The 25140-nt window shown below is 60.3% G+C and carries 30 protein-coding genes and 1 pseudogene; 12 read left to right on the forward strand and 19 right to left on the reverse strand.

Translation table 11 applies throughout. The annotated features are described in order from the left end of the window. Positions 1-105 precede the first annotated feature (105 nt). The 3 genes from dnaX to recR are packed head-to-tail and all read left to right on the forward strand — an operon-like array spanning position 106 to position 2766. The gene (gene dnaX, locus ABDB84_RS08715) at positions 106-1812 is read left to right on the forward strand and encodes a DNA polymerase III subunit gamma/tau (RefSeq protein ID WP_345919323.1); all 1707 of its coding nucleotides are present in this window, start codon (positions 106-108) and stop codon (positions 1810-1812) included. A 25-nt stretch (positions 1813-1837) separates the two neighbouring features. Continuing rightward, complete coding sequence (locus ABDB84_RS08720) at positions 1838-2161, forward strand: YbaB/EbfC family nucleoid-associated protein (RefSeq protein WP_345919324.1); 324 nt, start codon at positions 1838-1840, stop codon at positions 2159-2161. A gap of 17 nt (positions 2162-2178) precedes the next feature. Then, positions 2179-2766 carry a recombination mediator RecR gene (gene recR, locus ABDB84_RS08725; RefSeq protein ID WP_345919325.1) on the forward strand — a complete coding sequence of 196 codons (588 nt, stop codon included), beginning with the start codon at positions 2179-2181 and terminating at the stop codon, positions 2764-2766. Here the strand turns inward: recR and ABDB84_RS08730 are convergent. Beyond that, a complete protein-coding gene (locus ABDB84_RS08730; RefSeq protein WP_345919326.1) occupies positions 2761-3531 on the reverse strand; it encodes an HAD-IIA family hydrolase in 771 nt (256 codons plus the stop codon). The two genes, recR and ABDB84_RS08730, sit on opposite strands and share 6 nt — an antisense overlap. A 214-nt stretch (positions 3532-3745) precedes the next feature. On the opposite strand from ABDB84_RS08730, the gene petA reads away from it, so the two are divergent. From petA to dmeF, 6 genes are all read left to right on the forward strand, one after another. After that, positions 3746-4357 carry a ubiquinol-cytochrome c reductase iron-sulfur subunit gene (gene petA, locus ABDB84_RS08735; protein ID WP_345919327.1) on the forward strand — a complete coding sequence of 204 codons (612 nt, stop codon included), beginning with the start codon at positions 3746-3748 and terminating at the stop codon, positions 4355-4357. Between the two features lie 3 nt (positions 4358-4360). After that, positions 4361-5740, forward strand: coding sequence for a cytochrome b (locus tag ABDB84_RS08740; protein WP_345919328.1), 1380 nt, complete (start codon positions 4361-4363; stop codon positions 5738-5740). A gap of 1 nt (position 5741) precedes the next feature. After that, positions 5742-6503, forward strand: coding sequence for a cytochrome c1 (locus ABDB84_RS08745; protein WP_345919329.1), 762 nt, complete (start codon positions 5742-5744; stop codon positions 6501-6503). Between the two features lie 202 nt (positions 6504-6705). After that, the gene (locus ABDB84_RS08750) at positions 6706-7302 is read left to right on the forward strand and encodes a glutathione S-transferase N-terminal domain-containing protein (protein ID WP_345919363.1); all 597 of its coding nucleotides are present in this window, start codon (positions 6706-6708) and stop codon (positions 7300-7302) included. Positions 7303-7452: 150 nt separating this feature from the next. Then, positions 7453-7932: a ClpXP protease specificity-enhancing factor gene (locus tag ABDB84_RS08755; protein ID WP_345919330.1), complete on the forward strand. Its 480-nt coding sequence runs from the start codon at positions 7453-7455 to the stop codon at positions 7930-7932. 7 nt (positions 7933-7939) lie between these two features. After that, positions 7940-8986, forward strand: a complete 1047-nt coding sequence (gene dmeF, locus ABDB84_RS08760; RefSeq protein ID WP_345919331.1) for a CDF family Co(II)/Ni(II) efflux transporter DmeF — start codon at positions 7940-7942, stop codon at positions 8984-8986. 12 nt (positions 8987-8998) lie between these two features. On the opposite strand, the gene ABDB84_RS08765 is transcribed toward dmeF, so the two are convergent. After that, positions 8999-9928 carry a transglutaminase family protein gene (locus ABDB84_RS08765; protein ID WP_345919332.1) on the reverse strand — a complete coding sequence of 310 codons (930 nt, stop codon included), beginning with the start codon at positions 9926-9928 and terminating at the stop codon, positions 8999-9001. A 269-nt stretch (positions 9929-10197) separates the two neighbouring features. Further along, positions 10198-12651: a circularly permuted type 2 ATP-grasp protein gene (locus ABDB84_RS08770; protein WP_345919333.1), complete on the reverse strand. Its 2454-nt coding sequence runs from the start codon at positions 12649-12651 to the stop codon at positions 10198-10200. A 401-nt stretch (positions 12652-13052) separates the two neighbouring features. Between ABDB84_RS08770 and ABDB84_RS08775 the strand changes: the two genes are divergently transcribed. After that, positions 13053-14087: a GGDEF domain-containing protein gene (locus ABDB84_RS08775; RefSeq protein ID WP_345919334.1), complete on the forward strand. Its 1035-nt coding sequence runs from the start codon at positions 13053-13055 to the stop codon at positions 14085-14087. On the opposite strand, the gene ABDB84_RS08780 is transcribed toward ABDB84_RS08775, so the two are convergent. From ABDB84_RS08780 to ABDB84_RS08800, 5 genes are all read right to left on the reverse strand, one after another. Next, positions 14088-14504, reverse strand: a complete 417-nt coding sequence (locus ABDB84_RS08780; RefSeq protein ID WP_345919335.1) for a nucleotide triphosphate diphosphatase NUDT15 — start codon at positions 14502-14504, stop codon at positions 14088-14090. Positions 14505-14583: 79 nt separating this feature from the next. Then, positions 14584-15075, reverse strand: coding sequence for a hypothetical protein (locus ABDB84_RS08785; protein ID WP_345919336.1), 492 nt, complete (start codon positions 15073-15075; stop codon positions 14584-14586). Between the two features lie 310 nt (positions 15076-15385). After that, positions 15386-16306, reverse strand: a complete 921-nt coding sequence (locus tag ABDB84_RS08790) for a hypothetical protein (protein ID WP_345919337.1) — start codon at positions 16304-16306, stop codon at positions 15386-15388. A gap of 121 nt (positions 16307-16427) precedes the next feature. Further along, positions 16428-17066: a LysE family translocator gene (locus ABDB84_RS08795; RefSeq protein WP_345919338.1), complete on the reverse strand. Its 639-nt coding sequence runs from the start codon at positions 17064-17066 to the stop codon at positions 16428-16430. Between the two features lie 18 nt (positions 17067-17084). Then, a complete protein-coding gene (locus tag ABDB84_RS08800; protein ID WP_345919339.1) occupies positions 17085-17573 on the reverse strand; it encodes a GNAT family N-acetyltransferase in 489 nt (162 codons plus the stop codon). Between the two features lie 135 nt (positions 17574-17708). On the opposite strand from ABDB84_RS08800, the pseudogene ABDB84_RS08805 reads away from it, so the two are divergent. After that, positions 17709-17846: pseudogene (locus ABDB84_RS08805) on the forward strand (IS110 family transposase); the annotation flags it as partial. A 29-nt stretch (positions 17847-17875) separates the two neighbouring features. On the opposite strand, the gene ABDB84_RS08810 reads toward ABDB84_RS08805, so the two are convergent. From ABDB84_RS08810 to ABDB84_RS08820, 3 genes are all read right to left on the reverse strand, one after another. Next, positions 17876-18625 carry a sulfite exporter TauE/SafE family protein gene (locus tag ABDB84_RS08810; protein ID WP_345919364.1) on the reverse strand — a complete coding sequence of 250 codons (750 nt, stop codon included), beginning with the start codon at positions 18623-18625 and terminating at the stop codon, positions 17876-17878. Positions 18626-18768: 143 nt separating this feature from the next. Then, positions 18769-19296: a hypothetical protein gene (locus ABDB84_RS08815; RefSeq protein ID WP_345919340.1), complete on the reverse strand. Its 528-nt coding sequence runs from the start codon at positions 19294-19296 to the stop codon at positions 18769-18771. 166 nt (positions 19297-19462) lie between these two features. Then, on the reverse strand, positions 19463-19756 hold the full coding sequence (locus ABDB84_RS08820; protein ID WP_345919341.1) for a hypothetical protein: 294 nt from the start codon (positions 19754-19756) through the stop codon (positions 19463-19465). Positions 19757-19876: 120 nt separating this feature from the next. Between ABDB84_RS08820 and ABDB84_RS08825 the strand changes: the two genes are divergently transcribed. Then, positions 19877-20044 (forward strand): hypothetical protein, encoded by a 168-nt coding sequence (locus tag ABDB84_RS08825; protein WP_345919365.1) that lies wholly within the window; start codon positions 19877-19879, stop codon positions 20042-20044. A gap of 326 nt (positions 20045-20370) precedes the next feature. Here the strand turns inward: ABDB84_RS08825 and ABDB84_RS08830 are convergent, their stop codons facing one another. The 8 genes from ABDB84_RS08830 to ABDB84_RS08865 all read right to left on the reverse strand — a co-directional run bounded on the left by ABDB84_RS08830 (position 20371) and on the right by ABDB84_RS08865 (position 25116). Then, complete coding sequence (locus ABDB84_RS08830; protein ID WP_345919342.1) at positions 20371-21093, reverse strand: alpha/beta fold hydrolase; 723 nt, start codon at positions 21091-21093, stop codon at positions 20371-20373. 120 nt (positions 21094-21213) lie between these two features. Then, a complete protein-coding gene (locus tag ABDB84_RS08835) occupies positions 21214-21513 on the reverse strand; it encodes a hypothetical protein (RefSeq protein WP_345919343.1) in 300 nt (99 codons plus the stop codon). A gap of 97 nt (positions 21514-21610) precedes the next feature. After that, complete coding sequence (locus ABDB84_RS08840; RefSeq protein WP_345919344.1) at positions 21611-22036, reverse strand: DUF4279 domain-containing protein; 426 nt, start codon at positions 22034-22036, stop codon at positions 21611-21613. An 81-nt stretch (positions 22037-22117) separates the two neighbouring features. Continuing rightward, positions 22118-22546 (reverse strand): hypothetical protein, encoded by a 429-nt coding sequence (locus tag ABDB84_RS08845; RefSeq protein WP_345919345.1) that lies wholly within the window; start codon positions 22544-22546, stop codon positions 22118-22120. A 94-nt stretch (positions 22547-22640) separates the two neighbouring features. After that, positions 22641-23525: a hypothetical protein gene (locus ABDB84_RS08850; RefSeq protein ID WP_345919346.1), complete on the reverse strand. Its 885-nt coding sequence runs from the start codon at positions 23523-23525 to the stop codon at positions 22641-22643. Between the two features lie 99 nt (positions 23526-23624). Then, on the reverse strand, positions 23625-24077 hold the full coding sequence (locus ABDB84_RS08855; RefSeq protein WP_345919347.1) for a hypothetical protein: 453 nt from the start codon (positions 24075-24077) through the stop codon (positions 23625-23627). Between the two features lie 107 nt (positions 24078-24184). Continuing rightward, positions 24185-24517 (reverse strand): hypothetical protein, encoded by a 333-nt coding sequence (locus ABDB84_RS08860; RefSeq protein ID WP_345919348.1) that lies wholly within the window; start codon positions 24515-24517, stop codon positions 24185-24187. Between the two features lie 128 nt (positions 24518-24645). Beyond that, positions 24646-25116: a hypothetical protein gene (locus tag ABDB84_RS08865; protein WP_345919349.1), complete on the reverse strand. Its 471-nt coding sequence runs from the start codon at positions 25114-25116 to the stop codon at positions 24646-24648. Positions 25117-25140: the final 24 nt, after the last annotated feature.

Raw genomic sequence — 25140 nt, forward strand, 5'->3', positions numbered from 1 at the left:
GAGCGCCCCGCTGCCGGCCATCCGGGGACACGCCTATGCGCGCCCAGCGTGCCTGTCCGCGCAGCGTCCGGCTGCTGGGGAGTCTTCCGGGCTACAATCTCGCCCATGAGCTACCAGGTCCTGGCCCGCAAGTGGCGCCCCAAGAGTTTTGACACGTTAGTCGGACAAGAGCACGTCGTCCGCGCGCTCAGCCACGCCCTGGGCACCGGGCGTCTGCACCATGCTTATCTGTTCACCGGGACGCGTGGTGTCGGCAAGACCACCATCTCGCGCATCCTCGCCAAGAGCCTCAATTGCGAGACCGGCATCACGGCCACGCCTTGCGGTGTCTGCACCGCCTGTACCGAGATCGATGCCGGGCGCTTCGTCGATTACGTCGAGATGGACGCCGCGTCCAATCGCGGTGTCGACGACATGGCGGCGCTGCTCGAAAAAGCCGCCTACGCGCCAGCGCGTGGCCGCTACAAGGTGTACATGATCGACGAAGTGCACATGCTCACCGGGCACGCCTTCAACGCCATGCTCAAAACGCTCGAAGAGCCGCCCGAGCACATGAAATTCATCCTCGCGACGACCGACCCGCAGAAGATTCCGGTCACCGTCTTGTCGCGCTGCCTGCAGTTCAACCTCAAGCAGATGCCGCAGACGCACATCATCGAGCATCTGACGCGCATCCTCGGCGAGGAGGGCGTGAGCTTCGAGCCCGGCGCGCTGCGTCACCTGGCCAAGGGCGCCAATGGTTCGATGCGCGATGCGCTGTCCCTGCTCGACCAGGCGATTGCCCACGGCGCCGGCAAGGTCGAGGAAGAACAGGTCATCGACATGCTCGGCACGGTCGGCGACGACCATCTCTATGCCTTGCTCGACGCGCTGGCGGCGCAGGACATCGATGCCATGCTGGCGGCGGCCGAGACCATGGAGGCGCGCGCGTTGTCCTTTGACGACGCGCTGCAGACCCTGGCCAGCCTGCTGCACCGTATCGCCCTGGTGCAGTTTGCGCCGAATGCGGTCAGCGACAGCTTCGAGCGCGAGCGCCTGCAGGTCTACGCGGGCCAGTTCCATGCCGAATTCCTCCAGCTGGCGTACCAGATCGTCGTCCATGGTCGTGAAGAGCTGGCCCTGGCGCCGGACGAGCTGACCGGCTTTTCGATGTGCCTGCTGCGCCTGCATGCTTTCCGCCCCGATAGCGGTGGTGCTGCGCCCAGCGCAACGCCACCTGCAGCGCCTGGCGCCGGCGGCGGGCAGGCGCGCAAGCTGCCGGATTTCGCGGCCTTGAAACCGGCCGCAGCGCCGGCGCCCGCCCCAGCACCTGCGGCGCCACCGCCCGCCCGTGCTGCGGCACCTGCACCGGCTCCGGCGCCTGCCGCCGCAGCGCCGGTCGCCAGCGCAGCGTCAGCGGGCGCAGAAGCCGCGCCAGCCGGTTTGCCGCACGAGGCGCCGCCCTGGCACGAGCTGATCCTTGCCATGCAGCTCGGCGGGCTGGTGCGCGAACTGGCGCAGAACTGCGAATTGCTGTCGATGCAGGGCAATGCCGTGCAGCTGCGCCTGACGCCGACGCACAAGCATCTGCTGGCGATGCCGGGCACCCAGGCCAAGCTGCAGGAAGCGCTCGCGCGCCACTATCAGGGCGCGGTCAGGCTGAATATCGAAATCGGCGATCCGGCGGCGCAAACGCCTGCCCAGCGCAGTGCCGAAGCCCAGCGGCAGCGCCATGGCGAAGCTGTGGCCGCGCTGGAGTCGGACCCTTTTGTACAGGAGTTGATCGAGCGCTTTGATGCGACCTTGGTCGAATCCTCTGTCAAACCCCTTTGATTGAATTGAAACAAGGAGCAGGAAAATGATGAAAGGCGGAATCGCTGGCCTCATGAAACAAGCCCAGCAGATGCAGGCCAATATGCAGAAGGCGCAGGAAGCCCTGGGCCTGATCGACGTCGAAGGCCAGGCCGGCTCCGGCGCGGTGAAGGTGGTGATCAGCTGCAAGCATGAAGTGCGTCGCGTCAGCATCGATGCAGCCGCGCTGGATGACCGTGAAATGCTCGAAGACCTGGTGGCGATTGCGTTCAACGACGCACTGCGCAAGGTCGATGCGACGACGCAGGAAAAGATGTCCGGCTTCACCTCCGGCATGGGCCTGCCGCCCGGCATGAAGCTGCCGTTCTGATCGTTCGGCACGCCGGTTTGAACATCCTCGACCAGCTTATCGACGCGCTGCGCGTGCTGCCCGGTGTCGGGCCGAAGTCCGCCCAGCGCATGGCTTACCACCTGTTGCAGCACAACCGCAGCGGCGCGCAGCGCCTCGGGCTGTCGCTGGAGCAGGCGCTGTCACAGCTGCAGCATTGCGCACGCTGCAACAGCTTCACCGAGGCCGAGATCTGCGAGCGCTGCAGCAATACCCAGCGCGATCCCAGCCTGCTCTGCGTGGTCGAGATGCCGGCCGATCTGGCGGTGATGGAGCAGACCCACAGTTATGGCGGGCTGTATTACGTGCTGATGGGGCGCATCTCGCCGCTCGATGGCATCGGCCCGCGTGAGTTGCAGCTCGACAAGCTGATTGAGCGCGCCAGCGACGGCGTGGTGCGCGAGGTGATCCTCGCCACCAATTTCACCAATGAAGGCGAAGCCACGGCGCACTACGTCGGCGAAGTGCTGCGCAGCCGTGGCATCAAGGTCAGCCGCATTGCGCGCGGTGTGCCGGTGGGCGGTGAGCTGGAGCACACCGACATCGGCACCCTGGCGCAAGCCATGGTCGAGCGACGCAAGCTATAGCGCTTGCGGGTCGATCTCGCCGACGTTGTTGAAGACGTAGTCGGGCTTGTAGGGGAAGTGCGCCATGATCTCCGGCGTGGTCACGCCCGAGAGCACCAGCGCCGTCTTCATGCCCGCTTCCATACCACCGACGATGTCGGTATCCATGCGATCACCGATCATCACCGCATTGTCCGGATGGGTGCCGAGCTTGCGCGTCGCCAGGGTCATCATCAGCGCATTGGGCTTGCCGACGATATAAGGCTTCTTGCCGGTTGCCGCTGCAATGGCGGCGAGGATGGTGCCGGCCGCCGGCTCGTTGCCACCCTCGACCGGATCGATCATGTCCGGATTGGTGCCGATGAACTTGGCGCCGGCATCGATCATGCGCACGGCCTTCTTGAGCTGGTCGAAATTGAACGAGGTGCTCTTGGCGACCACCACGTAATCCGGATTCGATTCGGACAGCGAGAAGCCAACCTTGTACAGTTCGCTCATCAAGCCGCCGCCGCCGATCACGTAGGCGGTGGCCGATTCCTTTTGTGCCTTGAGGAACATGGCCGTGGCCATCGCGGCGGTGATGAAGTTCTCTTCGGTAAGGCCGTGGATGCCCAGGCTTTCGAGCTTCAGGCGCAGGTCCAGCGGGGTCTGTTCGGCATTGTTGGTGAGGAACAGGAAGGGGGTGTTCGTGCTGAGCAGGCGTTGCACGAAGTCGGTGGCACCGGGGATCAATTGCTTGCCGCGGTAGATGACACCGTCCATGTCACAGATGACACTTTTGATCATGAAGCTGGTATTCCTTGGTGGAGTCGAGCGCCGAGTGTAGCGCGTGCAGGTGAATGCAGATGGGGTGAAAACGCCGGAAAAACCTCTGCAACCTGCAAACCTAGCGCCGGCGTGGGCTTTCTGGCATTGATATAGATCAAGCCTTCTTTTTGTTACCTGCCTATCGTTATACTCGCGAAGTTTTCGCAATTCCATACTGCTATCGGGGTTTTCAATGAGCGATGAAAAGAATGCTGAGGCTGGCTGCACGGATTGCAGCCGCCGCAGCCTGATTGCGGCGACAGCCGTGGTCGGTGGTGCAGCTGGCGTTGGTGCGGCCGTGCCTTTCGCAATGAGCTTTACACCGTCGGAACGCGCCAAGGCGGCCGGCGCACCGGTTGAGGTGGATATCTCCGACATCAAACCGGGCGAGAAAAAAGTGGTGGAGTGGCGCGGCAAGCCGGTGTGGATCCTGCGTCGCACGCCGGAAATGATCGCCTCCCTCAAGGCCACCGACCCGCTGCTCGCCGATCCGGAGTCCAAGCGCTCCGAACAGCCGGCCTACATCAAGGGCGAGGCCCGTTCGATCAAGCCCGAATTCCTGGTCTGTATCGGTGTGTGCACGCACCTGGGCTGCTCGCCGAGCGACAAGCTGGTGGCGGGCGCTGATAGCGGCATGGGGCCGGAGTGGCATGGTGGTTTCCTGTGCCCCTGTCATGGCTCACAATTCGATCTTTCGGCCCGCGTGTTGAAGAGCATGCCGGCGCCTGACAACCTGCCGGTGCCGCCGCACCGCTACCTGTCCGACACCCGCATCCTCATCGGCGAAGACAGCCAGGGAGCCTGATCCATGAGCAAGCTTGCACAACAACTGCTGGGCTGGGTCGATGACCGCTTCCCGGCCACCAAGCTGTACAAGGAGCATCTCTCCGAGTACTACGCGCCGAAGAACTTCAACTTCTGGTACTTCTTCGGCTCGCTGGCGCTGCTGGTGCTGGTGATCCAGATCGTCACCGGCATCTTCCTGGTCATGCACTACAAGCCGGATGCCTCGCTCAATGTCTCGGGCATCCCGGTGGCCTTTGCCAGCGTCGAATACATCATGCGCGATGTGCCCGGTGGCTGGATCATCCGCTACATGCACTCGACGGGCGCCTCGGCCTTCTTCATTGTCGTCTATCTGCACATGTTCCGCGGCCTGCTCTACGGCTCATACCGCAAGCCGCGCGAGCTGATCTGGCTGTTCGGCGTGGCCATTTTCCTGTGCCTGATGGCCGAGGCCTTCTTCGGCTACCTGCTGCCCTGGGGCCAGATGTCGGGCTGGGGCGCGCAGGTGATCGTCAATCTGTTCGAAGCGATTCCGCTGATCGGCAAGGATCTGTCGATCTTCATCCGCGGCGACTTCGTGGTCGGTGACGCCACCCTCAACCGCTTCTTCAGCTTCCACGTCATCGCCATCCCGCTGGTGCTGATCGGCCTCGTCGCCGCCCACATCATCGCGCTGCACGAAGTCGGCTCGAACAACCCCGACGGCGTCGAAATCAAGAAGCACAAGGACGCCAACGGCATCCCGCTCGACGGCATCCCCTTCCACCCGTACTACACGGTGAAGGACATTTTCGGCGCGGTGGTGTTCCTGATGGTGTTCTCGGCGATCGTTTTCTTCGCGCCCGAGGGCAATGGCTATTTCCTCGAAGCCAACAACTTCCTGCCCTATGACCCGCTGAAGACGCCGCCGCATATTGCGCCGGTGTGGTACTTCACTCCGTTCTACTCGATCCTGCGTGCAACGACTTCGGACTTCCTGCCTTATCTGGCCGCGCTGGTCGCCGCGACCGGCGCGCTGACTTTCTTCACCGCGCGCGTCAGCGTGGTGCGTGCGCTTGCAGTGGCCGTCACCGTGGTCGTGGTGGCGGCTCTGTTCCTGCTGGACGCCAAGGTCTGGGGCGTGGTGCTGATGGGCGGCTCGGTGATGCTGTTCGCGCTGCTGCCCTGGCTGGACCAGAGTCCGGTCAAGTCGATCCGCTACAAAGGCCCGCTGTTCAAGAGCATTCTCGCCGTGTGGGTGGTGTGCTTCCTGATTCTCGGCTACCTCGGCGTGTTGCCGCCCACGCCGACCGGCAAGATCGTCTCTCAAGTGTGCTCGATCCTCTATCTGGCATTCTTCGCCTTCATGCCCTGGTATACGCGTCTGGACAAGACCCTGCCTGAACCGGAACGGGTGAGCTGATATGAACAAGACTCTCAAATTCCTGCTGATCGCAGCCTGCAGCCTGATCCTGCCCGTGGCGGCGCAGGCCAGCGAAGCGCTGCAACTGGACAAGGCGCCGCTGCGTTTCGACAATGCCTCGCTGCAGAACGGCGCCAAGCTCTTCGTCAATTACTGTCTCAACTGCCACGGTGCCAGCTCGGTGCGTTACAACCGTCTGCGCGACATTGGCCTGACCGAGGAGCAGATCAGGGACAATCTGATGTTCACCGGCGAAAAGGTGGGCGATCTGATGCGCACCGCCTTGCGTCGCGAGGACGCCAAACAGTGGTTCGGCGTGGTGCCGCCGGACCTCTCGGTGATCGCCCGTGCGCGCAGCAGCGAGTCCGGCAGCGGCGCTGACTGGATCTACACTTACCTGCGCCAGTTCTACCGCGATGACTCCCGACCGACCGGTTGGAACAACGCACTTTTCCCCAATGTAGGCATGCCAAACGTACTGTGGGCGCTGCAAGGCGAGCAACAAGCCCACTTCGCGGAAGTCAAAGACGAGCAGGGGGGGGTTGCCAAGCACCTTGAAAAGCTGGATATTGCAGTCCCCGGCAAGCTGACGAAGGACCAGTTCGACAAGGAAGTTGCCGATCTAGTCTCCTTCATTACCTGGATGGGCGAGCCTGCGCAGGTGCTGCGGCAGCAGATTGGCTGGTGGGTTTTGGCCGTTCTGTCCGTCCTGGCGGTGCTGAGCTATGCGCTCAAGCGCGCCTTCTGGAAAGATGTCCACTAAACATGGCAGCGGGTGGGTCAGGGTATTGCAAGGGCAGAAGCGCGTAGTCCGGGCCTCTGCCTGCAGTGCCGTATCTGATGCCTGTTGTTATGTCCTTTGATAGGTTGCAGCCGAAATGATGCTGTTATCCAGTCGCGAACACGATGCGGTTGCATCCCGCCGTATCGTGCGTGACGTTGAATACTCCTGGAGCAATTCCGCGATGATGAACCTTTATTCCGGGACGACGGACCCGTTTTCCCACCGTTGCCGGATCGTGCTCTTTGAAAAGGGCATGGATTTTCAGGTCGTTGATGTCGACCTGTTCAACAAACCTGAAGACATCGCCGTCATCAACCCCTACAACCGCGTGCCCGTGCTGGTGGATCGCGACCTCGTCCTGTACGAAGCGAACATCATCAACGAGTACATCGATGAGCGTTTTCCGCACCCGCAGCTGATGCCGCCTGATCCGCTGATGCGTGCGCGTGCCCGCCAGCTGCTGCACACGCTGGAGCTGGAGCTGTTCTCGCATATCGAAGCGCTGGAAAAGAATCAGAAGGGCGTCGAGAAATCGCGCGCCCACGTGCGTGACCAACTGACCCAACTGGCCCCGATGTTCACCAAGCAGAAGTTCATGCTCGGTGACGAGTTCTCGATGCTGGATGTGGCCATTGCGCCGCTGCTGTGGCGTCTGGAGCACTACGCGATCGAGCTGCCCAAGGCGGCTGCCCCGATCTTCAAGTACGCTGAACGGATCTTCTCGCGTCAGGGTTTCATCGACGCCTTGACGCCTTCCGAACGCGCCATGCGTCGCTAAGCTTCATCGGCCCCGCGCGGGCCGGCGCCGAGTCAGTGAAAAACCGCCGTATGCCGTACGGCGGTTTTTCCTTCCGGCGTCCGGGTTGTGCGGTGGCCATGGCGCGTTTCTCGCTTGTATAGCGTTTTACCGGGCTGTTTGTAGCAAACCATGAGTGACATACCTTCCACCAAGCCTTACCTGATTCGCGCCATCTTCGACTGGTGCGTCGACAAGGGTTTCACGCCGCACATCATGGTCGCGGTGGACGAGCACACGCGCGTGCCGATGGCCTTCGTGCGCGAAGGGCGCATCGTGCTCAACATCGCGCCGTATGCGACGCATCAGCTCGCCATTGGCGATGATGAAATCACCTGTCAGGCGCGCTTTGGCGGGGTTGCACAATCCCTGCTGGTGCCGATTGCCAATGTGATGGCGGTGTATGCCCGCGAAAACGGTCAGGGTATGGCTTTTGAAGTCGGCGCCGATGCGCGTGATGGCGGCGTGCAGATCCAGGCCGAGTCGCCCGAGCAGGCGGCGGACGACGACGCCATGGGCGAGCCCGACAACAGCCTGCCGGCGGCCAGCGCACCGGCTGCGACCGACGAGCCCAAGCCGCCGACACGCTCCCACCTGCGCGTCATCAAGTGAGCCTGTGATGAGCGTGTCTGGGCCTGCGCAGGATGTTTCGCACGCGGCAGCCTGGCATCTGCCGCATCGCTTTGACGAGGGTAATCCGGCCGCCGAGCGCAGTACGCGCCTGGTGCTTGGCATCACCCTGCTGATGATGGTGGCCGAGATCATCGGCGGCCTCTACTCCAATTCGATGGCGCTGCTGGCCGATGGCTGGCACATGAGTTCGCACGCCGTCGCCATTGGCATGGCTGCGCTGGCCTATGCGCTGGCGCGGCGCCATGCGCACGATACACGCTATGCCTGGGGCACCTGGAAGATCGAAGTGCTGGGCGGCTTCGTCAGCGCCTTGTTGCTGCTGCTGGTCGCGGCAGCGATGCTGTGGGGTTCGGTCGAGCGTCTCTTTGCGCCCCTGGCGATCCATTACACCGAGGCAATCTGGATTGCCGTGATCGGTCTGGTGGTGAATCTGGTCTGTGCAGCCTTGCTGCATGGCGCGCACGATCACGATCATGGCCATGGTCACAGTCATGACCACGCGCTGGCACATGATGATCACGATCATGACGACCACGACCACGACCACGACCACGATGATCATGATGATCACGCCCACGCCCATCACGGCGAGGATGTGAATCTACGTTCGGCCTATGTGCATGTGCTGGCCGACGCGGCGACCTCCTTGCTGGCCATTGCGGCCTTGCTCGGTGGCAGCTGGCTGGGCTGGTGGTGGCTCGATTCGGTGATCGGCATGGTCGGCGCCGTGGTAGTGGCAGTCTGGGCGCTGGGCTTGTTGCGCGAGACCGGCGCAGTGCTGCTCGATCACGAGCGCCATCTGCCGGTCGGTGAGCGGGTGCGTGCCCGCGTGCTCGATACCGCCAACGGCGGTGACATCGAGATTTCTGATCTGCACGTCTGGCGCGTCGGGCGTTCGCGCTATGCGTGCGTGCTGGGTCTGGTGACGCACCGCGCCGAACTGCAGCCCGATGATGTGCGCGGCTGGCTACGCAGCCTGCCCGAGCTCTACCACGTCAATGTCGAGATCAATCGCTGCAGCGCCTGCCGCTGAGCGATAGCGACATCAGGCCGCTTCCGGTTTGGCCGGGCGGCTGGGTTCGGCGGCTTCCTTGGTCTCGCCGAGCGGCGTGACTGTCACCCCGACCGCCACATCATGCTCACCGCCGCCGTGGATCACCCCGCGCAGCGGCGAGACATCGGCAAAGTCGCGTCCCCAGCCCAGAGTGATGTGCGCCTCGCCGGGCATCACATCATTGGTCGGGTCGAACTCGAACCAGCCGTGCTCCGGCACGTAGAGCGCTACCCAGGCATGTGAAGCATCGGCGCCGATCATGCGCGGCTTGCCCGGTGGCGGCTGGGTCAGCAGATAGCCGGACATGTAGCGCGCCGGCAAGCCCAGTGCGCGCAGGCAGGCAATCATCAGATGGGCGAAGTCCTGACAGACGCCGCGCCGCATCTTGAGCACGGTTTCCACCGGCGTGGCGATGTGGGTGGCGCTCGGGTCGAAATCGAAGTCGGCGTGGATGCGCCCCATCAGGTCGCGGGTCGCGTCGATCACCGAGCGATCCTCGCCGAAACTCTCGGCCGCGTATTCGCGCATCGCTTGCGAGTGCGGCACGTAGAGCGAGGGGAAGAGGAATTCCCCGGCGCGGCTGTCTTCGTCGAGGCCCCAGCGGGTACTCGCAAAATGCGCGCTGACCGCTTCCCAGCTCGGCACCTCGCTCGGTCGTTCGCCCTTGCGCTGCACCTCGACCTCGCTGCTGGCGACGATCTGCAGACTCTGGTGCGGCTTGATCAGCTCGAAACGGGTGACCGGATTGCCGAAGTAGTCGCGATCCTCGAAGAGGTAATCAGGCTCCGGGCTGACGCTCAGCGCGTGCGACAGGCAGCGCTGTTCGGCGCTGTCGCGCGGGCGCAGGTGGCCCACCTGCAGGCTCAGACCGACCGGTTGGCTGTAGGCGTAACGGGTGACGTGTTCGATTCTGTAGCGCATGGCTAGGGCGTGTTCACAGTAGGCGAGTGGTTGCGCTCGCACGCAATGGGTGCAGGGCAAGGCGCGGCGACGCTGGCAGGGTAGTCTCCTGGCGAGTCGCCGCAACGCAGCCATGCGCCCATTTCGTCCGAGCCCTTCGGGTTGAGGACTATGGCCTGCGCTACTGCGTTGCGCGCCTTGTGCGGGGGAACCACCCCGCACCGCGTCGCGCGCCTTGTCCCGCAAGCCATAGTCCTCAACGCAATCCCCTCGCCTACTGTGAACACGCCCTAGCTCATCGTCGAGCGCGTGGTCAGGTGGTTGAAATAGCGGTTCTGCAGCTGGCTGGCAATTGTATTGCCGGCATGCCAGGTCTCGCGCAGCAGGGCGCGCAGCTCGGCGGCGTGGCGTGGCGTGCTGATCCAGTCTTCAGCCGGGCGGGCGAGCAGGCGCGTGGCCAGCTGTTGCAGCGGCAGCTGGATGTCCGGCGGCAAGGGGCCGGGCAGCAGGACGACGTGGTCGGCCAGCGATTCGATCTGGTAGAGGAAGGCGCGCGGATTGTCGTGATCGATCAGCAGCAGTTCGGCCACCGGCGCATGCTCCGGCGCGCGCTGGTAGCGGCGGCGATAGGTCAGCACCGAATCGGTCAGGTCGATCAGGGTATTGAGCGCCGGCGTGCCGCTCTCCGGCACCAGCAGAGCGTCGAATGCGGCGGCGAGGAACTGCATGCGCTCGACGCGGCGGCTGATCGACTGGAAGCGCCAGCCGGCGTCGCGCGTCATCTGCTCCATGCTGTAGCCGGACAGGGTGATCATCAGCATCAGCGCCTGATCGAGGAACTCCAGCGCGTCAGACAGGGTATGCGTGCCGCGGCCCCAGCTGGCGATCAGGCGGTCCAGGCGGTTGTAGATGCGCCAGCTGTCCGGCGCCAGGCGGTCGCGCAGCGCACGCGCCAGGCGAATCACATTGTGCAGATTGCTCAGCGGCCCGCCGGGGTGATCGCGATCTTTCAGTGCGCCGAGCAGGGTCGCCTGCGGGCTCAAGCGCTTGTCGTGAAAGGCGATGACATTGCAGCGCAGCCCGGCGGCGAGCAGCACCGGCCATTCGCTGTCATCGGCGGAGAGCTGCTGGCGCAGGCCGCTGCGCAGCAGACGCAGGCCACAGTCGGCCCGTTCGGCATAGCGCGCCAGCCAGAACATGCTCTCGCCGGTGCGGCTGGCGAGGGTGCTGCGATCATATTCGGCGACCGCGGCCGGTACCTTGCGCGCGCCGGGGCTCAGGGGCAGCTCTTCCTGGGCCGCACCGAGCACCCAGGTGTCCTTGCTGCCGCCGCCGCGCTGGATGGTCACCACGCGGGCGTCCTGCAGGCCGGCGACGCGGGTCAGGCCGCCGGGCATCACGATGTAGCCATTCGGTGTGGCGGCCGCAAAGACGCGCAAACCGGTCAGGCGCGGTTCCAGCCCACTGTTCTGGGCGCTCCACACCGGCGCACGCGCCATGCGCACCATTTCCTGGCCGACAAAGTTGCGCGGCTGTTCGTGGATGCGCGCACGCAGCGCGGCCAGCGCCTTGGCGTCAAGATCGCCACCAAATACCGGGCCTTCGGCGCCAAAGCCATAGGCGTGCTTGATGACCAGCGAATCAATGCGCTCGTCGACCTCGTCACAGGCGGCCGTCTCACCGCACCACCAGGTCGCCACCGAGGGCATGGCCAGCTTTTCGCCGTACAGGTGTTCGCAGACCGTGGGCAGGAAGCCGAGCAGGGCGCCGGATTCGATCAGCCCGCTGCCCAGCGCATTGGCGATCAGCACGCGGCCCTGGCGTGCGGCGTCGACCAGGCCGGGCACGCCCAGCGCCGAGTCCGGGCGCAGTTCCAGCGGATCACACCAGGTGTCATCGACGCGGCGCAGGATCGCATGTACGCGGCGCAGCCCACCGAGCGTCTTGAGGAATACGCTGCCGTGGCGCACCGTGAGGTCTTGCCCCTCGACGAGCGGAATCCCCATGTGGCGCGCCAGATAGGTGTGCTCGAAATAGGTTTCGTTGAGCGCGCCGGGCGTCAGCAGCACGATCAGCGGCGTCTCGTCGTCGCGCGGCGCCCAGTGCGCCAGCGCGTCGTGCAATGACTGGAAGAAGTCGTTATGCGGCTGCACGCGCAGCTCACGCAGCAGGTCGGGGAACTGGGCGCCGACCAGGGCGCGGTTCTCCAGCGTGTAGCCGGCGCCTGACGGCGCCTGGGTACGGTCCGACACCACCCACCAGCGTCCGTCCGGCGAGCGGGCGATGTCGGCGGCGTAGAAGTGCAGGTGGATGTCGCCGGGCACCTCGATGCCATGACAGTTGCGCAGAAAGCCCGGATGCCCCTGGATGATGCTGGCCGGGATATGCCCCTCGGCGATCAGCTCCTGCTTGCCGTAGAGGTCGCGCAGCACCGCGTTGAGCAAGGTGGCGCGCTGGCGGATCGCGGCAGAGATCTCCTCCCACTCCTCGGCGGGCAGGATCTGCGGCAGCAGGTCCAGATCCCAGGGACGGTCGGCTCCGCGCGGGTCGGCATAGACGTTGTAGGTCACGCCATTGCTGGCGATCTGGCGCTGCATGGTCTCGCGGGCTTCTTGCAGGGCGCGCGGACCCAGACTTTCGAGATGCTCGATCAGGCGCGCCCAGTGCGGGCGAGGCTCGCCATTGGCGGCAAGCAGTTCGTCGTAGCGGTCAGCAGGGGTGGTGTAGCGATCCAGCAGCGGCATGACGGGGCGAACAGGGAAACTGACAGACGCGCTTTCGAACAAGCTCGTTTCGAATGCGCGACAAAGGCAAGCAGCCTAGCGCAAACCAGAGCATACATACAGCGTCTTTGGTGGTGAATACGCACTATTGCGCATCGCTAAAGTGCGTTGGGCCGTGTGCGGAAGCGCTGCCGGCGCGCTTCTTGAGACTTTGATGATTGGCGCTAATTTGTTGTTTTCAATTGTGAAAATTATTGCGTTCTGGTTTCAAAAACTATGACTAGAGACATAGAAGCGTATTATTCTTCGCGCACTTGGTGTGTTGCGCGCGGCGCCACTGAGTGAGGAGACTGACAAAACAGATCCTGGCACACGCATGTCAGGCCCAGCCGGAGCTCCGGCTGAATGAGGAATGAAGAACAATGAGTTCGCGATACAGAGAGAGCGTTGAGCAAAGCGCGGAGTTTTTGCGCCTGGCCTTGCCCCTGATGGCCAAACAAGCGGCCGCCTTGCATCCGGTCAGCTATGCCGTCTGGTATGAATACGTTGCCGGCACCAATCTGGCGCTCAAGAAAGCTGTCGACGAGAACCTGCAGCGCAGCGTGGTGCTCGATGACGCACAGGTCGAGACGCTCTACCGCAAGCACATTGCCGAAGTCGACGAAGATACCGCGCGCCGCGTCAGCGTCGGGTTCCAGCGTGTGCTGGCCGATATCTCGCAGTCGGCGCAGCATGCGGGCGAGCATGCCCACCGCTTTGGCCACACGCTGGAAACCTTGTCTGGCGAACTCAGCAGCACGACGGACGACGTCGGCAGCAATATTGCCTGCATCGCAGCGGTACTCGATGGCACGCGCGACATGCAGAATGCCATCGTCAAACTCAAGCAGCGCCTTGACGACAGCCGTAGCGAGATCGAACAGCTGCGCCAGGAAGTCGAACGCGCGCGCGGCGACGCGCTGGCCGATGCGCTGACCGGCCTGAGCAACCGGCGCGGCTTTGACGCCGCCCTGGGCAAGAGCCTCGAAGCTTTGGACCACAGCGGCCCCGGCCTGAGCCTGTTGATGACCGACATCGACCACTTCAAGCACATCAACGATCAGTACGGCCACCTGTTCGGCGACAAGGTCATCCGCGCCGTCGCACAGATCCTCAAGCAGAACATCAAGGGGCGCGACACCGCGGCGCGCTACGGCGGTGAGGAGTTCGTCATCCTGCTGCCTGACACCTCGCTGGACGGCGCCCGTGCCGTGGCTGAGAAGATCCGTGCCTCGATCGAGCGCAGCCGCATCCGTCGTGCTGACAACGCGCTGGAACTGGCCAATATCACCATCTCGGTCGGCGTTACCCGCTATCAGCCGGGCGAATCGCCGCAAGCCTTCATCGGACGCGCCGACAACGCGCTGTATGCCTCAAAGCACAGCGGACGCAATCGCGTCACCGCCCTGGCGGCCTGATCAGACCACTTGCAGCGGGCGAAAGCCGCTGCCGTGCAAGCTGGCCAGCGGCGCAAACAGCGGCTGCGGCAGCGCGTCCCAGCGGCACCACTGCCAGCCCAGGCATTTGGCCGGTTCCAGCCGCTGCGCTTCGCCCTGCGCGTCATGCGCCTGCACAAACAAGGTGACGTAGTGCTTGCCGTCGGCATGGAACACATCGTTCGTGTACGGGGCGGGCGTGATCTGCTGGATGATCAGCCCGGTCTCCTCCAGCACCTCGCGCCGGGCGCAGTCCTCAATACGCTCGCCAAACTCCAGATGCCCGCCCGGCAGCGCCCAGCTACCGGCGCCATGCGCACCGATGCGCTGACCGAGCAGCACCCGCCCGTCGCGAATCAGGATCACGCCTACGCCGACTTTCGGTGAGAGATCCGCCATGCCCTGTGCTCCTGTGTGATGCGAAAGGCGGTTATTGTCGCAGGGCGGAGTGCCGCTTGCGTCGCTGTGCGGAGGCGGCTTACTTGCCGCTGATCTTGTCGCCGACTCGCTCACCCGTCTCCATATCTTCAATCCACACGCTGGAGCCTTCTTTCTTCAGCTCACCCTTGACCACATATTGCCCATTGGGCTTGGGCGAGAAGTCGATCACTCCCTCGACCGAGAAGAAGGTCCCCGCCGCCTGACTGATCAGCGCATGAATCGGCGCCCCCGTGATATGCGAACCCTCCAGCTTGACCTTCATCGGGCGTGCGGGAATCTTGCGCTCGACATAGCGGGTACGCAGAGCGAGGCCCTGACCATAGCTTGCCTGCGCACTGGCCTTGAAACTGTTGTCGATACGCTGGCCGTCAATCTCGGCAATCACAAAGAGCTGGGCTTTGCTCGCACCTTCAACCCGGCCGGAGTCCGAGATGCTCGCGATCGGGCCTGTGTAGTCAGCGGGTACTGGCGTGTAGGAAGCGCAGCCGGCAGCCAGTAAAAACACCATCAGCATGAATAGCTTTTTCAATTGTTCGGCCTCTGGATAAAAATTCAACATTGCAATACCGCTTCACGCATCACGTGTGCTTGCCCGGTCGTGTGTCGTTTGGAGCACGTCTGGACCGATTGGCATAAACCAAGAATCTTCAGGACGGATTTTCAGGTTCTGAGGACGAGGCGCACACCCATCCGCGCGGGTTCCAGGCGCCTCTGCGCGAGCGCGGGCCCGGCGCAGAAGCGCTCAGAAAGCTGAGGCTGAGTCTAGTTCTTGGAGAAAAGCCGGTTTGAGCTGGCGTCAAAAACGTTTGAGACGTGTTGTTTGGGAGCTATCTCGGCGCTTATTCGTAAGCGTAGGTATAGGTTCGCGTTTCTTCTTGCACCACGGGCCATAGGCCTTGCCCCGGCACCTGGATGCGCATTGAAATGCTGCGTTTCATTTCCTCGGAGTAGATGAGCATCGTCTTCGGGTCGATCAGGCGACTGAGCGAGCCGGTAATTCGAGACCCTCGATCATCCTGTACGGGCGTTGCTTTGGCCTCGGATAGGCGGCCAACTACGCCTTCGACCAGCTTCCCCAACTCGGCCGCGTCGGACTCGTAGATTTGCTTGAGACGAATGCAGCGGCCTGCCGGGCAGGGCTCCCAGCCGGGGAAACTCGTTCGGATCGTGTAGAGGATGGTCTCGCCATTCGGTAGCTTTTGCGGGGCTTGCACATCAATGACATCGCCGATTCTGAAGCTGCCATCCGCAAAGTCAGCGTAACGTGCATTCCATTCTATTTTTTGCTGCTCGACCAAGCTTGCCTCGTTCAGAATTGGCGCCAGCGCCGCCGCAATTCGGGCGGGCTGGCTAGACTTCAACAGCTGCTCGACATCAGCAAAGCCTCGCACATCAATCGCCTCCCCGCCCTTTGAGATGACGTAGGTCATCTGGATCCGTGACAGGAGTCCAAGGACGGGGTCCGTGATGGCTGCGCCATTCCTGCGCGCCGCAGACGCGGTTGTTTTTGGCGAATACTCAAAGCCATCGCCGACGCGCCTGAACTGCCCTTCGGTTTGTGATTCGCTCTCGTCCTGGATGGAGGCTTGGCCTTCTATTTTTCGTGTTCTTTCCAGCTTGTACGTTTGACGGACCGTGATCCCCTCCGGAGGCTGGAAGCGAAAGACGAAGGTGTCGCTGGGCGGCGCCACCGTGCCTTGTGCCATCACTGTCAGCGGAGCCACGAGGAGGGCGGAGGTAATGATCAGTATCTTGCGCATGGGAACTCGATAGGAACGTGAATTCAGAAGTCGGCCGTCACGCCACCCTGAGTGGCTGCCGGAATGTGGAGTGTGGCGTGCGGCACGCGCAGCTTGCGGGCGCCCTCGCTCAAGCGCCGTTTTAGACGGCATTTCGGTGCTGCCCCATGAGTTTGATGGCCAAGGCACCGAGCACGACGCCCATGAGATAGCGCTGCACAATCAACCAGAGGCGATTCCTGGCGAACCAGGCTGCAATGCTTGCGGCAGAGAGCGTGACCAGCAAGTTGACTGTGGCACCAATGCACACCTGAGTCGTGCCGAGCAGCAGGCTCTGAGCGAGGACCGAGCCGGCCTCCGGCGAAATGAATTGCGGGAGGACCGACAGGTAAAAGATCGCCACCTTCGGGTTGAGGACGCTGGTCAGCAGGCCCATGGTGAACAACTTGCGTGGCGATTCAGCGGGGAGGTCGCGCGCCTCGAATGGCGAGCGCGAGCCAGGGCGGACGGCCTGCCAAGCCAGCCACAGGAGGTAGAGGGCGCCGGCAAACTTGAGCAGTTCATAACCGAGCGGAACCGCCATGAACAGTGCGGTGAGACCGACCGCCGCACACACCATGTGAACCGTGAAGCCAAGCACCACACCCAACCAAGACATCACCCCTGCCGCGCGCCCCTGACACAAGGAGCGTGAAATCAGATAGACCATGTTCGGTCCCGGCGTGAGGGCCATGAGCAGGGCCGCGCCTGCGAAGAGGAGGAAGCTTGTGATGGAGGGCATGTTCGTGAGTTGTGTGGGTTAATAGGCCACGCGGAGGAATTTTTGCTCTTGGACGACGGTGCCCCACTGAGAGCCAAGGCTTTCATGGACCAGACGGAATCCGTGAGATTCGTATAGGTGGCGCGCAGCCAGAAGACCGTTGAATGTCCACAGATAGGTTCGTTGATACTGGCAGGCGTCCGCGAACCGCAGAGCCGTTTCCAGCAGCTGGCGACCGATGCCCTGGCCGCGAAGTGAATCTGAGGTGATGAACCACCTGAGGTGGGCACCTTCATCCTGCGCGTTCGATCCGTCAATGGCGATCGAACCCTGGATCTCGGCGTCGGCGGCGAGCCAAAGGCCATCGCGTCCAGCCTTGTACGAGCCGCAGAAGTCGCCGAGCTCTCTCGCTACTTTCGCTTCAAACTCAACGCCAAACCCGCTGGCGGCGGCGTAGTAACGGGCATGTAGTTGCGCAATTCTTCCGATGCAACCCGGGCGATAGCCTTCTTCGATAGTAGCGGACATAGATAGCGTGGTTGCAAGGCCTGACGAATGAAAGAGATTCCCCGTCCCGAGGCTGCGGCGAAAGCCGCGGGCAGTTTTGGCTGCCCATGATGGCGTTGCCATACCTCATCAACACCGTGCCGAACGGGGACATCCATGAGCATTATTACCGTTGGCATCGATCTCACCAAGAACGTCTTTGCAATGCATGGCGTCCATGAGTCGGGCAGGGCGGAGCTGCGCAAACCGCGGGGCGCGCGTGATCCGCTTCTGAAACGCATCGCCACACTGCCGCCGCGCCCCTGGGGGCGCAGCGTTGGGCTTCAGCTCGTACCCAGCACGCGGGCGAGCATGTAAGCACCCAACACGACAAGTCCGATAAAGAACCACCTGCGAAACGCCTCCGGATGGAGCTTGCTGCGTATGCGCTGCCCGATGAACATGCCAGCCAAGGCGGGAACAACCGCCAGCAGTGAATTCGAGGCTGCTGAGAGCTGAAATTGGCCGCTCAAACCCAGGGCGCACGCAAGTGCAACCGTGGAGACGGTAAATGAGAGGCCCAGTGCTTGAATGAGATCTTCCTTCGCTAGCCCGAGAGCACTCAGGTAGGGAACCGCCGGTATCACGAAGACCCCGGTTGCGCCGGTGACAAGGCCTGTGATGAGGCCGATCAGGGGTGAGAGCCAAGGCTCGACTTTGGCAGGTACCGTGAAACGTGGTGCGGCGAGACCAACTACCCCATAGAGTGCCAAAGCCGCTCCGAGCGCTGCGCTCGCCAATGATGCTGAATGCCCCGTGAGCACACCGATACCCAGGATAGTCCCTGCGAAGACCGCGACCATCATGGTTGCCAGACGCCGAAGCAGGGCGCCAAACGCTGGCCCGGCCAGCAACTGCCAGATATTCGTCACGAGAGATGGAACAACCAACATCGCGGCGGCAGCAGATGGTGCCAAGAAGAGACTGAGCACACCCATCGCGACCGTGGGGAGGCCCATACCAACAACGCCTTTGATCCAACCCGCGGCGAGGAACGTCAGGCTGACCCAGATGATTGTGGCTAACTCGCTCATGTGTTTAGGACGCTCAACGTGGAAGTAAGCGGACGCCGAAGCGCGAAGCGCAGAGGGAACCAACACGCGCAGCTTGTTGGCTGTCCCGCTCGACTGCTTGGTCTCAAGAATCAAGTGCAACAGGGTTATAAAAGCTCTGCATTTCAGTGGCGACAGCTGCTTGACGATATATTTGAACTTTTTATTGATTTGTCGAGATACGACAAGGCTGCCTCAGTGGCTGCCTTGTCTTTATATGCAATGGGCGTGGTGTAAGAAAAAATGGCGATTCGCCCACAGTGGCTATTCACAAGGTGAGAAACTTCCCAAAAACGGGTGCTTATAGGAACTCCATTCTCGACTGATTGTTCGTCGTAAACCTTAACTAGATTTCCGTTCGTTAGATGCGAAATTTTTTCATTATTGTGATTCTTGGTTAGAAGGTCTTTAACTTGAAGTGTGTTGTCAGGTTTCGAAGTAATTGATATGACGCTCAGTCTAAGTGCGTTGGAATCAATGGCCTGGTTAAAGTAAATTCCATTTCCCTCTTCTTCAATGTGTGCTTCCCAGCTGTCTGGGAGCTGAAAAACCACAAGGTCGTCTCCATAGGAAATCCGCCTTTCTTTTTGGTTTCCTATGTGAGCGCAGGCGGAAACAAAAAACAGAATCATTGCGATGGCGACTAATTTCATGGCTAATAAATAATAAATCTAGCGAATGACGTGAGGGGCCGCCGCAGCGGCGAAGCCGCGGAGGGCAGCAACAAGCACAGCGTGTAGGCTGTCCTGTTCGACTGCAGGGTTAGGCGGATTTTTCATCATCTTCATTGCACTTCAACCTTGCGACTACGCAATGTGCTCATGGTTTTGTACGCCATTCAATTCCTGGAAATTTAGATTCTGCCATTTGATACGCAGACTCCAGCGTTTCGATATTCGGGATGACATTGTTGAAATTTCCAGGCGAGCCTGCGGACTCGTAAACAATGAAGAAGCAAGGTATTGCCTGATTTTCTGCCACGGATTCTTCGTCCTCAAAGTCACCCGTACCCCATGTTTCTGGGCTTGCGACAACACGAATGCACACAGGAACACTTTGGTCATAAAGCCAAACACCTTCGCGAGCAATAGGGAACCGATCCAAGAGCGCCATGGCTGCCTAACGAATGAAAGGGACTTCCCCGTCCCGAGGCTGCGGCGGAAGCCGCTGGCAGTTTGAAGTGCCATAATGGAGTTTCCAGATCTCATCAACGCACAGAGAAAGGGGAAGTCCATGAGCATTATTACCGTAGGTATCGATCTGGCCAAAGATATTTTTGCCGTGCATGGCGTGGGTGCGTCGGGCAAGGCTGAACTGGTCCACGAAAACCCCGGGCCAAATACTGGTACCGTAAAAGCGGGCGTGAGCCGAAAAGAAGGAAGAATAAAACGTCTAAGCTGAAAGCAAGCGGAGGCTGGAGCGGGCAGTGTGGAGGGCACCAACCAGCGCAGCTTTGTGGCCGCACTGCGCTACGGAAGCGTTAGCGATTGGCTGCCGCATTTTTGAAGTGTCTCAGCCTATGAAAATGACCAGACATGAAAGCAGCGGTCGACACAGACCAAGCGATGGCTTCAAGCAAGGTCTCGAGTGGCCCCGTGTGGCGTCGAAGTGGCCGCCCATGAAAAGTGAGCAGACGAAGAAAATAGAACACACCACCACGCCAAAGAAACTTTGATACCGCCTCGCAGGCCCAGCGGTGGCCTTCGGACCCCAGTTTGAGCGTGGTGTTAGGCATTCGCGCGCTGGCATAGTGAGGCGATTGCGCTGTAAACCGCATGTCTTGCCTGTGGCTCGCGCTCGTAGTGCTCGTTCAGTTTGTGCCCGGCACCTCTGATGACATGGTGAACGGTTGATGCTCGGTGCTCTCGGCCCGATGCATAGCGGTGCGCAATTTCTGCAGGAATCACGGTGTCCTCTTCGGCGGAGATAACAAGCAAATGCCCTGCGTAGTCGCGTGCGAGGCCAAATGCGTCGGAGCTCTCCCAGCTTCGCGGAGTTCGTAGTACTTGGCTGAAGTCCGGCCCGAACGGCGCTGCGTATGCTCCTGCGGCGTAGGCTGCGGGAATGGCGAGGCAAAGACGGGGAATCTCGGCTTCAACTGCGACCTTCATGGCCACATAGGCACCCATGCTGAAGCCGACAAGAGTGAGTGTCGATCGCTCAAGGCGCTGCGATTTGACTACTTCGTGCACCTGCTGGACCCGCTCCAGCAGCGTGGTGCCGTGCTGTGAGCCGCCCGTGCGACCGTGACCAACGAAATCGAATGCGAGAGTTTCTATCCCTTGCACACAGAGGAACGCGCGAAGTTCGCGGAATCCGTCGGCGGCCGAGTTTCCTCCGCCGTGAAGAAGGAGGGCGCAACGCGTTGCATGGCGCGGGGTTAGTCGGCTGCCGAAAAGCACGGTGCGCTGAAACGGCACTTCGTATTCAATCGCATCGACGGATTGCATGTGGGCCTTGTGATCCCTAACGTGGAAGCGAGGGGCTGTCCCTTTCGGCAGCAGGGTTAGACGGCTGGTGGGGCCTGAAGGCTTTTACGCCTTTGTTGCTCACGAAATGCCTGATGCTAATCATGACTGATGATGCGCATTTGACCCCACCTGAAGAGCATCTTCAATTTCAATTGGTCTCATTTTCTCAGCAGGCTCAGGGAAGGCACGAGTGTCATACATCTGCCAGTTGTACTGTGCGCGGAGAAAAGACCATACGCATACACACCCGAGGATCGGGAAAAGCCAAATAATTGCAATTTGAACTGACTTCTGCAACGGAGAGTAGAACTGGCACTTGCCTACCGAAATCGACACCCAGAGATTGGCCGCACAAAGAAGGCCAACGACGGCAACAATCGCGGATGATGTGTTAATCATTTGATCCGTCTAACATAGAAGTGAGGGGCCGCTGGAGCGCGTAGCGCGGAGGGCTCCTGCAAGCGCAGCTTGTAGGAGATTACTCTCGACTGAAGGGTTAGGCATCTGCATCCTCGCGGGCAACAGAGTGCAGGTAATAGAAATCATGATCGACACCCAGCTTGTACTTTGCCAACCCTTGAACTGTTTCGGATGTGAAGTAGAGGCCGGGATAGTAAGAGTGAAAATAACCGACCAGCTGCATGCAAGCATTGTAGGCTTCGGATACCTGCTTGAAAGCTTGAGGGTTTTGATCAAGCTGGGCCAGAACATCCGCGATATGTGCTTCGAGCTCTTCCGAGCGCGCTAGGCGCGAGTAGAGTGACCAACGCCCGAATTTTCTTTCTTGGCTGTTGCGTGGATTCAACTCGCCTTTCTTCCACGAGTCGGTGGGCGTGACGCCCACAATCTCGGTGATGTGCGCAGGATCCAGGTCGTCACCTGTGACTGTGAAGTACGCGTAGCTTTCGTTCGGCTCGGACATTGAGATATCTAACTCCAAATAAGGGGCCGTCGGAGGGCTCCTGCAAGCGCAGCACGTGGGCAGTCCAATTCGACGGAATTGTTAGCCCGCATATCGCTTGACCCAAGGCAGTTGAACTGCAACCGAGAGTTGAGCAGGCTCGAACTCGAACCCAAACGACACTGCGTGCCAGTACTCGCGGCCATCATCTTGCACTCGATATCCAGTAGTGCCGACGACACCTAGGTCGCCGCGAGAATTGACGGAGCGCACCTTGAGCTCCAACTCTCCGGGAGATATGGCTTCGAGAGGAGCCTCCCCCTGGAGATATTTCTCCAGCTTTATTAGCGCTGAACAAAACGACTGCATTGCTTCCGCCTGAACCCAAAGATCGTTGTGCCCAGAAAACCCCTTGGATTGAACTTTGACGTTGACATAGGCATCCCCGTGACGGGAGAGTATTTGATCTTCCTCGATAGCAATCCCCATCTCGAAGAAGTCATCGCCGCTGCGAAGTGTGAGCAAAGACATAAAGAGCTAACTCGGAAGTAAGTGGACGCCGCAGCGCGGAGCGCAGAGGGCACCTGCAAGCGCAGCTTGTGGGCGGTGCCTCTCGACGGAATTGTCAGGCAATGCTCCGCTCATAGATCTCACGATCCAGTACTTTGTCTGCAGATAAGCCGGCGACGGCTCTGTTCTCGGCCGGCAGTGACTGAACAAACTTCACCACGTCTGAGGGTGGTGTCATGTAATTCAAACTGATTGAACCATCTTCGTTCTGCGTTCCGTGCTTAAGCAGAATTGGAAGTGCCTTATCCCATTCGACGAATGTTGTATCTTCTTTCTTGCGGAAGAACCGGGTCGGTGCGAGCTCTTTCCGGGGGATGCAAAGATAATCAACGCGCGTGACGACCACGGGAATGCCATCGGGCCATACAGCTGCTGTTACAGTTGATCCGCCCAGGTTCATAAACATGATGCGCGGAACGAATTTTGATTCCCCAGCACGTGTCTGCACTTCCGAGCGCGACCAGTTCCACTTCCATGCGCTCTGAAGCTGTGCAGCGGGAAGGTGAGAAACACCACTTCGGTTGTTTTCATCTTTCAGGATGGAGGTGTATCCGAATTCGTTTCCGTAATTCCATCCGGACAAGAGCTTTTCCGCGTTGTACTCACCGTCTCCCATGCCTTCCACTTGCGGGTCAGAAACTAGAAGATCGAAATTTTTGACGAACGCAGTCACCTCGGGCTCTACTTCAAAAATGAAGTAACTTGGCCGCAAGTAATTGATATTTAGCGCAACAGGAAAAGGCTCGATGGGCTCATCGTCATTCTCTTCAGGTGCTTGCTCCGTCTGAAGTTCAAATACGAAGTAAACCCCGGTATCTTCATTGCCGTACCACGCCTGAGCTCCCTCATATTTGTAGTTTGGCCTATTGCCGAAGTAGGCGTGAAAGTGCTCCTCGCTGAAGAAACCGTTGCGCGGCTTGAAGTACAGGTCGTAACTCATATCGGTAATGTCTAACGTGGAAGTGAGGGGCTGCCGGAGTGCTAGGCACGGAGGAAAACCACAAGCACTGCTTGTCGGCGGGCTCGCTCGACGGCAGGGTTAGAGGTTTGGTGGCTCAACACACAAAGAACCTCTTTTGACACAAAGACTACCGATCTTCGGTTGAAGAGCAATGAGCGCCCATTCGGGTTGCCCTTCGGCAGTCATGAAAGATGTTAATCGAAGGCCGTTGGAAAGCGAGACGCATATTTCAGGTAGTTGGCCATAGAGCTGAACTTCCGAAACTGTGGCGCCTTTTAACTTTTCAAACATTCCGGGCCACCGAGCTTCCGGACTCCAGCTACCGCCCAAGATTGACTTGGGGCGCTCTATGCGCCAACTCCACTGAATCATCAGGCTTAGCTCGCCGAATGCTTGGCCCTGTGTTTTGTCTTTTCTTGTATGCGCCGTGAGTGTTCCAAACTCGACGAAAATAGCTGAGCCATGCCCGCGCCAGACATGAGAAACAGCCTTGCCAATCAGAGCTTCAAAAAATGGCGATGCGATAGACAAGAAAAGCCTCTAACGTGGAAGTAAGCGGACGCCGGTGCGCGAAGCGCGGAGGGAACCACAAGTGCAGCTTGTGGCGGTCCGCTCGACTGTAGGCTTAGATGGGTGGCTCATGATGGCGTGACGACTTTCTCGACGCTGCGAGCGCAGAACGTAAGAGCGCCCCCCGAACTCTCAAAGTCAGCCACTTCAACTCTGATGTCTTCCAATCCGTCAGCGGCACGGTCGTAGAACACCATGCCTCTTGTTGGTTGTGGGAATCCTTCTTCGATCTTCAGATTGATGGGCTGCCAGAAACGCAACGTAACTGAATCAGCGTTTTTCCACAGCGTCATTTCAATGAAGGATTCGCTCGGCTCGTATCTATCGACGTGATACCGAAAGTCGCCAACATCGTATTCGTGTGGCCTATCCAGAATGGGATGTAGTTTCTGTTCGTCCATCGTTACGTGAATGCGTGATGAGGGTTTTGAAAGGTGTCGTCTAAGCTTTGACGTGAGGGGCTAGCACTGCGGTGAAGCTGCGAAGGGCGCCACAAGCGCAGCTTGTGGCGGTCCGCTCGACTGTAATGTCATACCGTCGCTGACTCATAGCCCTTTCCGCTCTCATAGTTTCGGACCAACTCCTCAAAATATTTCGCATACTCAAATATTTTGTTTCCAGACACTAGATAGTAATGAGGCGTCACGTTGCTGGGTCTTAATCGGCGAAAGACCAGCAATTTTTCCCCTTCCGATTTGTCGGCGAGCACCACGTAAATTTCTGGATTGGCCGCCTCGGGCAGGACGGACTGTCCGAACATCTTTCGTGCCGAAGGCAGAAACCGAAGCGTCTCTGCGGACCAAAAGCACCAACCATTTCGATCTCGTTGAGCTGTTCCGTTTGCGACACGTGAGAGGAAGCGAAGATAGCCTTCACTAAAAGTGGCTTGAAGGCGTTGAGTGGCCAGGAATGGAGCGTCTGCGCCCGCTGGAGGACGGAGGATCCCCCCATGTTTAGCAATTGCACGGCCAAGGGCGTCTTCAGCATCTTCTGGGTACATAGTTCTAACTTGGAGGTGAGGGGC

The organism is Uliginosibacterium sediminicola (assembly GCF_039631295.1).
Classification (GTDB): Bacteria; Pseudomonadota; Gammaproteobacteria; order Burkholderiales; family Rhodocyclaceae; genus Viridibacterium; species Viridibacterium sediminicola.